This is a genomic window from Streptomyces sp. NPDC021212, from assembly GCF_044332925.1.
In the GTDB taxonomy this organism is placed as follows: Bacteria; Actinomycetota; Actinomycetes; order Streptomycetales; family Streptomycetaceae; genus Streptomyces.
In genome coordinates this window covers 327060-341803 of the sequence record NZ_JBIRPZ010000004.1, presented here as the reverse complement: position 1 = coordinate 341803, position 14744 = coordinate 327060, and the positions used below count along the sequence as shown (strand labels likewise).

Here is a 14744-nt window from a genome sequence, read left to right as displayed (position 1 = left end):
CGTGACGGAAGGCACCACCCCCGCCGCCGAGGGTGTCGACACCCTGACCCGCCTCGAGCAGGAAGGGGAGATCGCGGCCGACTACCTCGAAGGTCTGCTGGACATCGCGGACCTCGACGGTGACATCGACATGGACGTCGAGGCCGACCGCGCAGCGGTGTCGATCATCAGCGAATCGACCAGCCGTGATCTGCAGAAGCTGGTCGGCCGCGACGGCGAGGTGCTGGAGGCTCTTCAGGAGCTGACCCGGCTCGCGGTGCACCGGGAGACCGGCGACCGGAGCCGGCTGATGCTCGACATCGCCGGATACCGGGCCCGTAAGCGCGCCGAGCTGACCGAGCTGGGCACCAAGGCCGCGGAAGAGGCGAAGGGCGCCGGCGAGCCGGTGAAGCTCAAGCCGATGACGCCGTTCGAGCGCAAGGTGGTGCACGACGCGGTGGCCGCCGCCGGACTGCACAGCGAGTCCGAGGGCGAGGAGCCCCAGCGCTGTGTGGTCGTACTCCCGGCCTGACCAGGCCCGGCCTCATGGTCTACCCGGCCCCGTCTGTGCGCAGGCGGGGCCGAATCTTGTCAGCCTTACATCAGCATCAGCGTTCAGCACAGTGCTCGGTACGGAAGGACGGTTCCCGTGACGGAAGCAGCGGAGCTCCCCCCGGCGCCCGAGGAGGCGCAGGATGTATTCGGTGAGCGCTTCCCGGAGGCCGTTCGATACGGCGAGCTCCTGGCCGATGTGGGCGTGACCCGCGGGCTGATCGGCCCGCGCGAGGTGCCGCGGCTGTGGGAGCGGCACCTGCTGAACTGCGCCGTGCTCTCCGAGGTGGTGCCCGAGGGGGTCACCGTCTGCGATGTGGGCTCGGGTGCCGGGCTCCCCGGTATTCCGCTCGCCCTGACCCGCCCGGATCTGCGGATCACCCTGCTGGAGCCGCTGCTGCGCCGTACGAACTTCCTGCGGGAAGTCGTGGAGCTGCTGGGCCTGGAGCATGTCACGGTCGTGCGTGGCCGGGCCGAGGAGGTCCTGGGGAAGCTTCCCCCGGTGCATGTGGTCACGGCCCGGGCGGTGGCCCCGCTGGACCGGCTGGCAGGCTGGGGAGTCCCGCTGCTGCGGCCGTACGGAGAGATGCTGTTGCTGAAGGGCGACACTGCCGAGGAGGAGCTGAAGCACGCCCGGGCGGCGCTGAGCAAGCTCGGTGTGGTGGACACCTCGGTGCTGCATGTCGGCGAGGGCGTCGTGGATCCGCTGTCCACCGTGGTGCGGGTCGAGGTCGGGGAGAGTCCCGGCGGTGTGCGGTTCGCCGCGAAGCGCGCCAAGGCGGCACGCAAGGCGCCACGGCGCCGCCCCTGATCCTTCTGTCGTAGGCCGACCGGTCCGACGGGGTGCTCCATACAAGCTGCCTAAACTACGCATACCGGAGTGTCGCGGCGAATCAACGGGCCTGCCCGTGCATCGTGTTTCACGTGAAACGTCGCTCCCTGCTGCATGGAATCATCAGTCGCGGTCGTGCGGCGGCTCTGCCCCGCGACCGCCGCCCCCGTAAAGACGTGGATTCATCCACAGGAGAACGGGCCTCGCTGGTTCACAACCCCCAAAGCATGGCAGGCTCTGTGCATCGAGAGCCTGATGTCGAGGAGAGTGAATCCTTGCGGTCCGACGCCAACATCGCGGGGCCGATGACCGACCCGGTCCCCGGCCCCCGTACCGAATCGGCAGGGGAGGACGTTTCACGTGAAACTCCGCCCCCGATGGACGACACCCCTATTGGTCGTGCCGCTCAACTGGCGGTGGAGGCGCTTGGCCGGGCTGGTGAAGGACTGCCCAGACCGGAGCAGACCCGGGTGATGGTGGTCGCCAACCAGAAGGGCGGGGTCGGGAAGACCACGACCACGGTCAATCTGGCGGCGTCTCTCGCCCTCCACGGCGGACGAGTCCTCGTGGTCGACCTCGACCCGCAGGGCAATGCCTCGACCGCGTTGGGGATCGACCACCACGCCGAAGTCCCCTCGATCTACGACGTCCTGGTGGACAGCAAGCCGCTGTCCGACGTGGTGCAGCCGGTGCCGGACGTGGAGGGGCTGTTCTGTGCCCCGGCCACGATCGACCTCGCCGGTGCCGAGATCGAGCTGGTCTCCCTGGTGGCGCGAGAGAGCCGGCTGGAGCGGGCCATCCAGGCCTATGAGCAGCCACTGGACTACATCCTCATCGACTGTCCGCCCTCGCTCGGGCTGCTGACGGTCAATGCGCTGGTCGCCGGGGCGGAAGTGCTGATCCCGATCCAGTGCGAGTACTACGCTCTGGAGGGGCTCGGGCAGCTCCTGCGCAACGTGGATCTGGTGCGGGGCCATCTCAACCCCAAGCTTCATGTCTCGACGATCCTGCTCACGATGTACGACGGCCGGACCCGGCTGGCCTCCCAGGTGGCGGACGAAGTCCGCAGCCACTTCGGCGGCGAGGTGCTCCGGACGAGCATCCCAAGATCGGTGCGCATCTCCGAGGCCCCCAGCTATGGGCAGACGGTCCTCACCTATGACCCGGCATCGAGCGGAGCGCTCTCCTACCTCGAGGCCGCCCGGGAGATCGCGCTTCGCGGGGTCAACGTGCAGTACGACGCTCAGCACGCTCACGCCCTGCCCATGCCCGCGATCAGCCAGCACGACCAGCACAGCATGCAGGAGGGGAATCAGTGAGTGATCGACGGAGAGGACTGGGCCGTGGGCTCGGTGCTTTGATCCCTCCCGCGCCGAAGGGGTCCGACAACGCCGGACCCGCGACGGGCGCGGGGACGGCCACCACCTCAGGAGCATCGACCTCACCGACCGCGGTCCCGGTGCTCACCCAGGAGCGCGGGGTGGCCGCGGCCAAGGTGGCCGGTCTGTCCACGCAGAGCGTTCCACGTGAAACCGAGCCGCCCGCCCCGCCGGAGAAGGAACCTGAGGCCGCTCCGGCGCCCCCGGCGGACGAAGTGGCCGGGGCGCACTTCGCCGAGCTGCCGCTCGACTTCATCACGCCCAACCCCCGCCAGCCGCGTGAGGTGTTCGACGAGGACGCCCTGGCCGAGTTGGTCACCTCGATCCAGGAGGTCGGCCTTCTCCAGCCGGTCGTGGTGCGGCAGCTGGCGCCGGAGCGCTATGAGCTCATCATGGGTGAGCGGCGCTGGCGCGCCTGTCGTGAGGCGGGTCTGGAGAAGATCCCCGCGATCGTCCGGGACACCGACGACGAGAAGCTTCTGCTCGATGCGCTGCTGGAGAACCTGCACCGGGCACAGCTCAATCCGCTCGAAGAGGCCGCGGCGTACGACCAGTTGCTGAAGGACTTCAACTGCACGCATGACGAGCTGGCGGACCGCATCGGGCGTTCGCGTCCGCAGGTCTCCAACACGCTGCGGCTGCTGAGGCTCTCTCCCTCCGTCCAGCGCAGGGTCGCGGCCGGTGTGCTCTCCGCGGGCCATGCCCGGGCCCTGCTTTCCGTGGAGGACGCGGAGGAACAGGACCGGCTGGCGCATCGCATCGTTGCCGAGGGGCTGTCGGTGCGGGCGGTCGAGGAGATCGTCACCCTGATGGGGTCGCGGTCGGGCGGTGCCCCCAAGGCGAAGGGGCCGCGGGCCGGCGCCCGGGTGTCCCCCGCGCTCACGGATCTGGCGTCCCGGCTGTCGGACCGCTTCGAGACGCGGGTGAAGGTCGACCTCGGTCAGAAGAAGGGAAAGATCGTCGTCGAGTTCGCCTCGATAGACGATCTGGAGCGGATTCTCGGCACCCTGGCCCCGGGCGAGGGCCCGGTGCTGGAGCAGCCCCTGTCCGCCGAGGACGGGGCGGCGGACGAGGACGAATGAGGCGCTGACCGTACGGCTCGGCCGTGGGGAAGCACGTAGGGGCGGGTCGTGTTCCGATGGCATCGGAACACGACCCGCTCTTTGCTCAAGGGCGGTATCGGTGCAATGTCGGCACGGATACGATGCGATCAGGTAGGCGGATCCATGGGGAGGCACCTCATGCGAAGGACAGGGCCATGCGATCGGTGAGCCGCACCGGACTGGTGGCCACAGGGTTGGGCCTGGGCGCTGTCGGCGGTTTCGTCGGTAGTCTGATCAGGGAGCGTAGTGCGCTGTCAGCCGCCCGTACCGCGGCTGGCCACGGAAGTGAGGGACTGGCTTCATGGGGCGTCGGCTTGTACCGCTCACGCTGGACAACCTCCCGGACATCCCCAAGCGCTGTCGCGCATGTGTCTTCTGGGAGCTCGACCCCGTCAGCGGCGAGGCTGCGGTAAGGGCCGGACGTCCGGAGCTGGAGAAGGAAGCCTGGATCTCGGCCGTTCTGCTGGAGTGGGGATCCTGCGGCCGGGTGGTCTACGTCGACGAGGTGCCGGTGGGCTTCGTGCTCTACGCGCCGCCCGCGTATGTGCCGCGGTCCACGGCCTTTCCGACGAGTCCGGTCGCGGCGGATGCCGTGCAGCTGATGACCGCCTGGCTCATGCCGGGATACCAGGGGCAGGGGCTGGGCCGGGTCATGGTGCAGACCGTCGCCAAGGATCTGATCCGCCGGGGCTTCAAGGCGATCGAGGCGTTCGGGGACGCCACCTGGAAGGAACCGGCGTGTGTGCTGCCCGCCGATCACCTTCTCGCGGTGGGCTTCAAGACCGTGCGACCGCATCCGCGGTATCCCCGGCTGAGGCTCGAGCTGAGGACGACGATCTCCTGGAAGGAGGACGTCGAGCTGGCGCTGGACCGGCTGCTCGGCGCGGTCCAGAAGGAGCCGGCTCTGCGGCCGCTCTGAGAGTCCACGTGCTGCGGGTTCCACGTGAAGCGAGTTCCACGTGAAGCGCGAAGGGGCTGCCCTCTCGGGCAGCCCCTTCGTCGGTGCGGTGGCGTCTCAGCCGATGAAGTCGGCCAGGTCGCGCTCGATCGCGGCCTTCGGCTTGGCGCCGACGATGGTCTTGGCGACCTCGCCGCCCTGGTAGACGTTGAGCGTCGGAATGGACATCACGCCGTACTTGGCGGCCGTGGCCGGGTTCTCGTCGATGTTGAGCTTCGCGATGACGATCTTGTCGGCGTGCTCGGCCGCGATGGCCTCCAAGGAGGGGGCGATCTGACGGCACGGACCGCACCATGCGGCCCAGAAGTCGACGAGCACCGGCTTGTCGCTCTTGAGGACGGTCTCCTCGAAGTCGGCGTCTGTCACGGTGACCGTGGCACCGGCCATGGCTAATCTCCTTAATCGTTGGTGCAGGGACGGAAGCGGATTCAGACGGTGGCGTCTTCGCCGTCGCCCAGGGAGGCCAGGAAGCGCTCGGCGTCCAGGGCGGCCGCGCAACCGGTGCCGGCGGCGGTGATCGCCTGACGGTAGGTGTGGTCCACGACATCACCCGCGGCGAAGACACCCGGCACGTTCGTGCGGGTGGAGGGCGACTCGACCTTCAGGTAGCCCTCGTCGTCCAGGTGCAGCTGGCCCTTGAACAGCTCGGTCCGCGGGTCATGGCCGATCGCGATGAACAGGCCGGTGACCGGCAGCTCGGACGTCTCGTCCTTCTTGACGTCGCGCAGCGTCAGGCCGGAGAGCTTGCCGTCGCCGTGGATCTCCGTGACTTCGCTGTCCCAGAGGAACGAGATCTTCGGGTCGGCGAAGGCACGCTCCTGCATCGCCTTGCTGGCCCGCAGCGTGTCCCGGCGGTGGACCACGGTGACCGACTTGGCGAACCGCGACAGGAAGGTCGCTTCCTCCATCGCGGTGTCACCGCCGCCGATGACGGCGATGTCCTGGTCCTTGAAGAAGAACCCATCGCAGGTGGCACACCAGGAGACGCCGCGGCCCGAAAGCTCGTCCTCACGGGCCAGGCCCAGCTTGCGGTGCTGGGAACCGGTGCTGACGATGATGGTCTTCGCGCGGTGCACCGTACCGGCGGAGTCGGTGACGGTCTTGATGTCCTCGCTGAGGTCGACCGCGACCACATCGTCCGGGATCAGCTCGGCGCCGAAGCGCTCGGCCTGCCCCCGCATGTTGTCCATCAGGTCAGGGCCCATGATGCCCTCGCGGAAGCCGGGGAAGTTCTCCACGTCGGTGGTGTTCATCAGCGCACCACCGGCGGTCACGGAACCTTCGAACACCAGCGGCTTCAAGGAAGCGCGGGCGGTGTAGAGCGCGGCCGTATAGCCCGCGGGCCCGGAACCGATGATGATCACGTTGCGGACGTCGCTCACGGATGTCTTCCTTGTCTCTGCCGACTGCCGACTGCTGACTGGACGACGGCGCCCTCCCCGGGTTTCCGGAGAACCGCTGCCATCCCACCCAACGGATCCTACGGGTCCGGCATTCCCGCATGATGCCAGGCGGGCCGTGGTTGTGGGCTGTGCCTCAGCCGCGCGGATACGTACGGGTCACCAGAAGCTTCCCGGGACTGGCGTGGGAAGCGGAGACGCAGGAGGCGTCGATCACGAAGGCGTCGACGAGCGAGCTGTCGGAGCGGTGCGGCAGCACGACGATGTAGGCCGTCTTGCCGCCGTAGGTGTCCTGCTGCGCGGCGAGAACCGGCTCCGACCGGCCGGTCCCGCGCTGGACACAGGACGGAACCACCGGGTCGTCCGCGCGCAGCGGCATATCCGGAGTGTTCTGGGTGGTGACACCGTGCGACGGGGTGCTCTTCTGCTCGGCGAGCATCTCCTGCACACGGCCCTTGAGGGCCGCCGTGGAGAGAGTGGCCTTCGCCGTGGAGCTGGGGTCCGCATGGGCCGTGGCGCCGGGGCCATCGTTGTCGTCCGAGCCACCGGGGAAGAAGAGTGCGCCGAGGCCGATGACGGCGGCGGCGCACGCGCTGCCGAGCAGCACCTTGGACCAGCGCCGGGAACGGCCTCCACGGGCCCCTGCGGCGACGCGGGGGATGGTCTTGCGCCCTGGCCCGGTAGAGGCGCGCGGGTGCCCCGCGGGCCGGTCCACGGCCGGGGAGGGCTTTCCCTCTACCGCAGGGCCTGAGGGGCTCGCCGCGGTTTCGGTTTCACGTGAAACAAGCCCAGCGGAGTCAGCGTCCTCGGTTTCACGTGAAACCGAGGAGCGGTCGCCGGGGGCTGTCGCGTCGAGGAGGGCCTCGGCGGCGAGCGCGGCGTCGATCCGGCCCGCGATGTCGTCGGGCATCCGCAGCGGCCCGGGCAGGGTGCCCAGCGTCGAGCGGATCTCACCCAGAGACGTCTGTACATCGGCACACAGCCCGCAGGTGGCGAGGTGCGTGCGTACATCGACGGTGCGGCCCGGAGAGAGCAGACCTTCGGTGAGTGCGGAGATCTCCGCGACTTCCGGGTGCTCGTCCGTGTCCGTCGAGGATGTCACGCTCGCCCACCTCCGCCCTTCACGGCATCTGTGTCAGTCGGTCCTGCCGCTGGTGGGACGGATGTCCCCTGCGACCGGTTCCTTCCCCCGCCCGAGGGGACGCTACCCCTTCCGTTGGGATGGAGATGCGAGAGCAACGGCAGCAGCCGGGCACGTCCCCGCGCGCAGCGGCTTTTCACGGTGCCGGTGGGGACGTCCAGGACCTTGGCGGCCTCTGCCACGGGATAGCCCTGCATGTCGACCAGCACCAGGGCCGCGCGCTGCTCGGGCGGGAGGGTGCGGAGCGCCCCGAGTAGCTCGCGATGGAGATCGCCGCGCTCGGCGGGCGCCGCGGCCGATTCGTGGGGCTCCAGAAGCTGCTCGAGCCGCTCGGTGTCGTCGACGGGGGAGGTGCGACGGGAGGCGGCCTTGCGCGCCCGGTCCAGGCACGCGTTGACCGTGATGCGGTGGAGCCAGGTCGTCACGGCGGACTGGCCCCGGAAGGTGTGGGCGGCGCGGTAGGCGGAGACGAGCGCGTCCTGGACCGCGTCCGCGGCCTCCTCCCGGTCGCCGAGGGTGCGCAGCGCCACCGCCCAGAGTCTGTCGCGGTGGCGTCGCACGATCTCACCGAAGGCATGCGGATCGCCGGCCACATGCTGGGCAAGGAGCTCGCCGTCGCTTGCTCCGCCGATGGCGGCGTCGTCCAACGTTGAGCCCCCTCCCCGGTCGGCCGGCTGCCCTGGGGTCAGCCGGTGAACTTCACTTCAGTGATGGCCTGCTTGTGACCAGCTTGGCTGTAGGCGTCGCGCGGTGAGTTCGGCATAGCGGTAATCCAGACGAGGACGTAGCGGCTCTTCTTGGTGCCGTTCACCTTCAGATCGGACGTCCTGGATGAAGTCTGGCCCGAAGCAAGCTTGGTGAACGAGCCGACGGGGTCCACTGCCGACGCGGATGGTGTGAGGGAATCCGTACCGTACAGCGAGACTTCCGTGTAGGAGCCTCCGAACCGAAGTGAGAGCGAGGCGCCACTGATTTTCTGCTCCGAGCCGAGGTCATAGATGATCCCGACCCCCTTCTTGACGCTCGGGGCGAGCGCAGGGCCATCGATGAAACTCTTGGTATGCCAGGCGGTCGACGCATTCCCGTCGTGGGTGAGGTCGGCCTCGTCGGCGTTCTGCGATGCCCCGTCCGGGGCGAACTCTGCGGCGTCCTGGATCTGGATCGGCTTGCTGGCAACCTGACCGGGCTTGTCGTCGTCCTTCTGGCTGGTGGACTTACCCGGATCCGGCTTGTTCTCCTCCTTGAGGAGGGTGTCCGCGAGCTGCCAGCTGCCGAGGCCCAGGGCAGCGATCAGCAGGGCCGAGACGGTCCACTTGAGGGCCTTGCCGGTACGGCTCTGCAGCGGGGGCGGCGGAGCCATGGGGACCGCGGCCGGACCGGCCGTGCGCGACGGGCCGCCGTGGGCGGGCGGCTGGCCGTAACCCTGCTGGTAATTCGTGCGCTGGAACGCCGCGGAGGGCGTGAACGCGGGCTCGGGCGGCCGGATGCGCGGCATGGCCGCGACCGCCTTGGACAGCTCCTCAGGGGTGGTGCAGGGCTGGTCCTGGCGGGAGGCGGTGGCGCCGTCGTTGACCAGCGCGCGCATCGCCAGCTCGGACAATCCTCGGTGGACTCCCGCGCGGACCTGATCGGGGGCGATCAGGCCGACGCCCTTGGGCAGTCCGGAGAGGCCGTGGGCGTCCGTGTCGTACGGCCAGCGCTGGGTGAGCGCGGCGTACAGCAGCGCGCCGATGGACTCGGTATCGGTGCGCTGTGGGTGGTCGGAGCTGATGCCGCGCAGCGCGGCCATGACGGCCAGGCCGCGGATGCGGTACTGGCCTGATTCCGTGCGGAGCACGGAGCCGGGGTTCAGCCGCAGATGGGCCAGGCCTTCGCGGTGAGCGGCGGCCATGGCCTGGGAGACCTGGCTGACCAGTTGATAGGCGTCGTGCGGCTCGAGCGGTCCCGTGGCGAGCACGGTGGTCAGCTCGGTGGCGTCGGGAAGCCACTCATGGACGACGTAGACGAGGTCGTTCTCCTCGACGGCGTCGAGTACCTGGACGAAGCGGGGGTCACCCAGCAGCGCCGCCGAGCGGGCGGCGGCCAGCACCGGACGGGCCCGCGGATGGTCGGCGGGCAGGACGTGAACGCCGACGGCCCGGCGCAGTTTCTCGTCCACCGCACGCCAACTGCTGAATCCGTCCAGTCGGGTGACGCACTCCTCCAAACGGTAACGTCTGGCCAGCTTGTGGCCGCTGTGCAGCTCGGGAGGGCTTACGTCGGCCGCGGCACCATTGTCCTGGTTGCCCGCGGCCTCTGTTTCCTTACCGGCCTTCTGTTGCGTCCCCGCCCCGTCGGCCGTGGCCTTTCCCGCCTCGGCGGTCAGCGACTCCTCGCCGTCGCTGTCGGCCACGTCGACGGCAGCCGTGCTCCGTTCCGCCACCGTCGTTCCTGCCTCCCCATCCGTTGCGCCTACTCCGAGCCAAGACAATTGTGCCCACAGTCCGCCGCTATGCACGACACACGATGGCGGACGATGGTTGTGCTCAATGATCAGCGTCCGAGTCGTCCGCGCACCATACCGACCATGGCCGTCAGCTCTTCAATGCGCATCCGTTTCGCAGCAATGTAGAAGACCGCGATAAGAACGAGACCTCCACCCGCCAATGCGGCTACGGAACCGGACATGCCGTATCCCAGCGCCTGAGTGATGGCATAAGCCGCCGCACCGCTCAGCAGAGCGGCGGGGATGCTGGCGCCCACCAGGCGGGTGTAGGTGCGCACGACACGGCGGCCGTCGAGGTCGCCGCCCAGCCGGTTGCGCAGTCGCTTCCAGGCCAGGCCCACGCCGGCGGCGTACGCAAGGCCGTAGGAGGCGGCCATACCGGCCACGATCCACCGGGTCGGGAGAACGAAGTAGCAGAGCGCGGAGGCGGCGGCGTTGACGGCGGCGACGATCACCGTGTTGTAGAAGGGGGTGCGGGTGTCTTCGTAGGCGTAGAAGCCGCGCAGGACGACGTACTGCACCGAGAACGGGATGAGCCCGAGGCCGAAGGCCATCAGGATGTATCCCATGTTCTGAGCCGTCGGGGTGCCCGAGGTGCCGAAGAGCAGGGTGCACAGGGGGACGCCGAGCGCCACGAAGCCGAAGGCGAGCGGGACGATGGCGACGGCGGAGGTGCGCAGGCCCTGGGAGATGTCGTCGCGGACCGCTCCGGGGTCGCCGTCGTGGGCCGACCGGGAGAGCCGGGGCAGCAGGGCGGCCATCACCGAGACGGTGATGATGGCCTGCGGCATGTTCCAGATGAGCTGCGCGCTGGTGTAGCCGACGTAGCTGGCCCCCGGGGCGTTCATGTTGGCGGCGTCGGTACCGGCCGCGGTGGCGAGCTGGGTCACCACGATGTTCCCGGCCTGGTTGGCGAGCACGAACAGCACGGTCCACTTGGCGAGCTTGGCGGCCTTGCCGAGGCCGTGGCCCCGCCAGTCGAAGCGGGGACGGAAGCGGAAACCGGAGGCCCGGAGGTAGGGGAACATCGCCAGGGCCTGCACGGTGAGGCCGAGCAGTGTGCCGATGCCGAGCAGCCGCACGCCCTCGTCCGTGATGGTGGTGACGCCCATCTGGGAGGTGCTGGAGGTGCCGAACACCCAGATGAAGAGGCCGAAGGTGGCGATGACGACGATGTTGTTGAGGACCGGGGTCCACATCATCGCGCCGAACTTGCCGCGGGCGTTGAGGATCTGGCCGACCACGACGTGCACACCCATGAAGAAGATGGTGGGCAGGCAGTAGCGGGCGAAGGTGACCGCGACCTCATTGGCGGGAGGATCGCCCGCGATGTCCGCCGAGAGCATCCGGATCAGTGCCGGGGCCGCGAACATGGACAGGGCGACCAGGCCGCCGAGGGTGACCATCGCGAGGGTGAGCAGCCGGTTGGCGTAGGCGATACCGCCGTCCTTGTCCTCCTTCATCGCACGCACGAGCTGTGGGACGAAGACGGAGTTCAGACCGCCGCCGACGGTGAGGAAGTAGATCATCGCGGGCAGCTGGTACGCGACCGCGTACGCCTGGCCCAGGGAGGCGGCACCGAGGCCCGCGACGATCACCATCTGCCGGACGAAGCCGGTCAGCCGGGAAACCAGGGTGCCGGCGGCCATGAGAGCGCTGGACTGGAGCAGACCGGCCGCACGGCCGCCGGAGCGCTTCGGGGCGGCCTCGGCCTTCTCGGCCTTCTCGTCGTCGGTCTCGGGGGCGCTCACCACCGGAGCGGCCATGGTGGGGGCGCCGGCCGACGGGGGCGCGGATTCGTGCCGCGCGGGCCCGGGCACCGGCGGCTGGCCCGGCGGGGGCACGGGCGGGTAGCCCTGTGCGGCGCCCTGCGGGTACCCCTGGGGACGCTGCGCGTCGTAGGGCTGCTGCTGATCGCGGTAGAGGTGCGCGAAGGCGTCCTGCTGCGGCTGCTCCCCCGCCCCGTAGCCGCCCCGGTCGCCGTAACCCGTGGCGGCGGGGTCGGCCGCGTACTGCTGCTGTGACGGCTCCTGGGAGCCGGGTGCCACCGGCCACTCCCGCGGGTCGGCGCCCTGCGGGGCGGCGGGCTGCGGGGCGGCGCCCTGCTGCTGGTACGGCGTCTGCTGCTGGTAGCCGCCCTGCTGGGGGCCGGACCGGTCGTACAGCGGATCCGTCAGCGGGTCATGTCCGTACCTGTCCTGCGTCGCATAGGGGTGCGGCGTGAAGCTGCCGGTCGCATACGGGTCGTCCCCGTACGGGTCCTGCACGTAGTACTGCCCGTAGTCCTGGCGCGGATCGCTCGCAGGTGCCTGCTTGCTGTCGCCCAGGTACGGATCGTTCTGGTGCGGTTCCTGTCCGTAGGGTTCCTGGGGCGCGTGGGGGAAAGGCGGTGGCATCCGCCTCTCACCGTCATACGGCGCGTTCATCGCTACCCCACCTCATCGTCCGCTGCGGCCGACCGGCCCCGGAATTGCTCAATGGTCCACTTTCTCACCCGCGCCGGATGCCCCGGCGCTTTGCGATCCGGTGTCCGGCGCCGGGTCACTCGGCTGCTCGGGCACGAGGGCGGCGGCGGGGTCGTTTCCGTCGGCCTCCGCATCCGTGGCCTCGTCCTCCTGCACGTCCTCGTCGCCGCCGTTCGTGGTGGTGGCCCGCTTGCGCTGGAGGTAGATCCGGATTCCGGCGAGGACCAGCAGCAGCACACCGCCCGCGATCACGAGGATGACGGTCGATGTGATCTCGGTGACATCCACCTCGAAGAACCTCTTGTCCCCGTAGGGCTGCCCGTCCGGGGTGACGAGCCGCGCCGACACCCACACCGGGCCGTTCGCGTTGGCCGTCGTCCCGAACTTCACGGACTGGCTGTGCCCGCCCTCGACGTTGACCACCTGGGGTTCGCTGACCGCCAGGCGGTTGCCCTGCTGGGACTCGAGGACCAGCCGCAGCCGGACCCCCTGCACCAGGTTGTTCTGCACGGTCACCGGGATGGTCGCGCTCCGCCCGGACAGCGTCATGTCCGTCTTCGGGATGATGCGCACCTTTTTGGTCAGTCCGTTCAGATATCCCTTTACACCGTCGCGGAAGTGGGTCGCGCCCCGGGCGTCGCCCCGCCACGAGGTGGACATCACCCGCCGGATCGCGTTGCCGAAGGGGGTGACCACCCGGTACTTGGCGGTGAGGATCGTCTCGAACTCGTCGAGCGTGCCCTGGGTCTCCCGGACGTCCTCGAACGCCTGGGTCGGCAGCTCCTCGCGGCGGAGCGAAGCGGGGTACAGGCGGCTGCTGGGCACGCGCTCGGTGGCGTTCGGGTCGGGCTTGGCCTTCGCGGCCTGCCCCAGGTTCATCGGCTCGGTCCACTGCCCGGACAGGCCGTCCAGGGCCGCCGCCATCGCCTGCGCCTGGCTGGTGGTGGGGATGCGCTGCGGAGCCACCACGATGCTGCGCTGCCTGTCCGGCGCCTGCAGGTTGATCATCTGGCTCTGGGCGAGGAACCGCTGGATGGCGAGCGTGGAGTTGTCCGCTTTGGACATGTCGCCGGTGAAGGCGGCGGACAGCCGGGCGTCCGCGACCACCGCCGTGTTGCCGCCGCCGATCTGCCGGGTCGCGGTGGGGGTGTACGAGAGGTTGCCGGTCTCCCGGAGGCTGTCGCTCCGGGCGATGACGTTGTGGGCGCCCGCGGAGGTGGCCACGTCGACGATCGAGGAGTCGACCGCGCCGTTGGCCGGCCAGGCGAAGTCGGTACGCGGCTTCACCCCGAGGACGGTCTGCACGGTCGTCGATGCCAGCTCGGTGGCATCCCGGAGGTGGCTGAGGGCGCCGGGGACGTTCTTGCCGTGGTGGGCGAGCGACGCGATGTCAGGGTCGGAGAACGGCAGGGCGACCACCTGATGGCCCTCCATGGCCTTCTGCACGTCGTTGAGCCACCGCTTGGCGACCGCCTGGCCCCGACCCGCCGTGGTGCCGTCCCCGTGCCGGTTCTGGACCTCGTACTCCCGTGTCATCGCGTCGACCGTGGCGAGCAGGTCGGGGTCGATCACCCAGGTGATGGGGAGGTTCTTCCCCAGACTGACCATCTGCTGGAGCCTGCCGCCGGGGGCCAGCTCCGCCTTGAGACGGTCATCCCGGAAAATCGGTGTCCGATCCTCGTCCGCATCGGTGCGCGAGGTCACATGGGGCGTGGAGATCAGCGGCCACAGATAGGTGAGCTGAGACTTTGCGGCCGGCGCACTCGACTGCCAGGGCAGGAAGGTGCGCTTGATGCCCAGCACCTGCTCCCAGGGGCGGCTCCGGGTCTGACCGCTGAGGGAGACGCCGAGCTGATAGACGCCGTTCTCCCCGAGGTGCAGCTCGTTCACCGGTATGGAGAGCGTGAAGTCCCGGCTGGCACCCGCCCCCAGCTTGCCGATCTTCTCGGCGTACTTGCCGCCGATCTCGGTGCCGTCGGCGCCCTGCTGGTAGCCGGTCCGCCGGGAGGCGTTGTCGATCGCGTTGCGGCCCTCCAGCGTGGGGCCGACACGGAGGCCGACATGGGCGCCGGAGACCGTCGTACCGCTGTCGTTGGTGACGGTGCCGCTGACGGTGAGCGTGTCGCTCTTGGTCGGTGCGGTGGGCGTCAACGAGGTGATGTCGACGTCCACCGAGCGTGAGCCCGTGGGTTTGCCCGCCGCGTGGGCGGCGGGGGCCGCCGGGACCTGTAGTACGCCCGCGAGCACCGGAGCCGCGGCGAGCAGAGCCCCGGTCCGCCGTAGCCATCGACGGGCGCGAGAGGACGTCGTCTCCCGGAGGTCTGCCGCATCGGCCACGCGCTCGCCCGTCCCTTGTCGTCAGTGATCGTCAGTGATCGTCAGTGGTCGTCGCAATGTGCGTCCACGAAATGGTAACGATGCCCGCCGTGACGAAGTGCTGTGGACGGCTC

At 69.4% G+C, this 14744-nt stretch carries 12 protein-coding genes; 5 read left to right on the top strand and 7 right to left on the bottom strand.

Annotated features, from left to right (window positions below):
• Nucleotide 1: 1 nt before the first annotated feature.
• The 5 genes from ACH4SI_RS13005 to ACH4SI_RS12985 all read left to right on the top strand — a co-directional run bounded on the left by ACH4SI_RS13005 (nucleotide 2) and on the right by ACH4SI_RS12985 (nucleotide 4764).
• Complete coding sequence (locus tag ACH4SI_RS13005; RefSeq protein WP_398295758.1) at nucleotides 2–511, top strand: protein jag; 510 nt, start codon at nucleotides 2–4, stop codon at nucleotides 509–511.
• Between the two features lie 117 nt (nucleotides 512–628).
• Nucleotides 629–1342, top strand: coding sequence for a 16S rRNA (guanine(527)-N(7))-methyltransferase RsmG (gene rsmG, locus ACH4SI_RS13000; protein ID WP_398295757.1), 714 nt, complete (start codon nucleotides 629–631; stop codon nucleotides 1340–1342).
• A 248-nt stretch (nucleotides 1343–1590) separates the two neighbouring features.
• Complete coding sequence (locus tag ACH4SI_RS12995) at nucleotides 1591–2682, top strand: ParA family protein (RefSeq protein WP_398295756.1); 1092 nt, start codon at nucleotides 1591–1593, stop codon at nucleotides 2680–2682.
• Nucleotides 2679–3824: a ParB/RepB/Spo0J family partition protein gene (locus ACH4SI_RS12990; protein ID WP_398295755.1), complete on the top strand. Its 1146-nt coding sequence runs from the start codon at nucleotides 2679–2681 to the stop codon at nucleotides 3822–3824. Before ACH4SI_RS12995 ends, ACH4SI_RS12990 begins: the two co-directional genes overlap by 4 nt.
• A gap of 322 nt (nucleotides 3825–4146) precedes the next feature.
• Nucleotides 4147–4764, top strand: coding sequence for a GNAT family N-acetyltransferase (locus ACH4SI_RS12985; protein WP_009716491.1), 618 nt, complete (start codon nucleotides 4147–4149; stop codon nucleotides 4762–4764).
• Nucleotides 4765–4860: 96 nt separating this feature from the next.
• On the opposite strand, the gene trxA is transcribed toward ACH4SI_RS12985, so the two are convergent.
• From trxA to ACH4SI_RS12950, 7 genes are all read right to left on the bottom strand, one after another.
• Nucleotides 4861–5190: a thioredoxin gene (gene trxA / locus ACH4SI_RS12980; protein WP_009716492.1), complete on the bottom strand. Its 330-nt coding sequence runs from the start codon at nucleotides 5188–5190 to the stop codon at nucleotides 4861–4863.
• A 41-nt stretch (nucleotides 5191–5231) separates the two neighbouring features.
• On the bottom strand, nucleotides 5232–6185 hold the full coding sequence (trxB, locus tag ACH4SI_RS12975) for a thioredoxin-disulfide reductase (protein WP_398295754.1): 954 nt from the start codon (nucleotides 6183–6185) through the stop codon (nucleotides 5232–5234).
• A 154-nt stretch (nucleotides 6186–6339) separates the two neighbouring features.
• Nucleotides 6340–7305, bottom strand: coding sequence for a hypothetical protein (locus tag ACH4SI_RS12970; RefSeq protein ID WP_398295753.1), 966 nt, complete (start codon nucleotides 7303–7305; stop codon nucleotides 6340–6342).
• Nucleotides 7302–7991 carry an RNA polymerase sigma factor SigM gene (gene sigM / locus ACH4SI_RS12965; protein WP_398295751.1) on the bottom strand — a complete coding sequence of 230 codons (690 nt, stop codon included), beginning with the start codon at nucleotides 7989–7991 and terminating at the stop codon, nucleotides 7302–7304. Before sigM ends, ACH4SI_RS12970 begins: the two co-directional genes overlap by 4 nt.
• Nucleotides 7992–8029: 38 nt before the next feature.
• Complete coding sequence (locus ACH4SI_RS12960; RefSeq protein ID WP_398295750.1) at nucleotides 8030–9766, bottom strand: protein kinase family protein; 1737 nt, start codon at nucleotides 9764–9766, stop codon at nucleotides 8030–8032.
• A gap of 110 nt (nucleotides 9767–9876) precedes the next feature.
• Nucleotides 9877–12255 carry a murein biosynthesis integral membrane protein MurJ gene (gene murJ, locus ACH4SI_RS12955; protein WP_398295749.1) on the bottom strand — a complete coding sequence of 793 codons (2379 nt, stop codon included), beginning with the start codon at nucleotides 12253–12255 and terminating at the stop codon, nucleotides 9877–9879.
• Between the two features lie 48 nt (nucleotides 12256–12303).
• Nucleotides 12304–14631: a DUF6049 family protein gene (locus ACH4SI_RS12950; protein WP_398295748.1), complete on the bottom strand. Its 2328-nt coding sequence runs from the start codon at nucleotides 14629–14631 to the stop codon at nucleotides 12304–12306.
• Nucleotides 14632–14744 lie beyond the last annotated feature (113 nt).

Coding starts and splice junctions, on each gene's coding strand:
- ACH4SI_RS12995 (WP_398295756.1), top strand. CDS start 1,591: ATGGCAGGCTCTGTGCATCGAGAGCCTGATGTCGAGGAGAGTGAATCC.
- ACH4SI_RS12985 (WP_009716491.1), top strand. CDS start 4,147: ATGGGGCGTCGGCTTGTACCGCTCACGCTGGACAACCTCCCGGACATC.
- trxA (WP_009716492.1), bottom strand. CDS start 5,190: ATGGCCGGTGCCACGGTCACCGTGACAGACGCCGACTTCGAGGAGACC.
- murJ (WP_398295749.1), bottom strand. CDS start 12,255: ATGAACGCGCCGTATGACGGTGAGAGGCGGATGCCACCGCCTTTCCCC.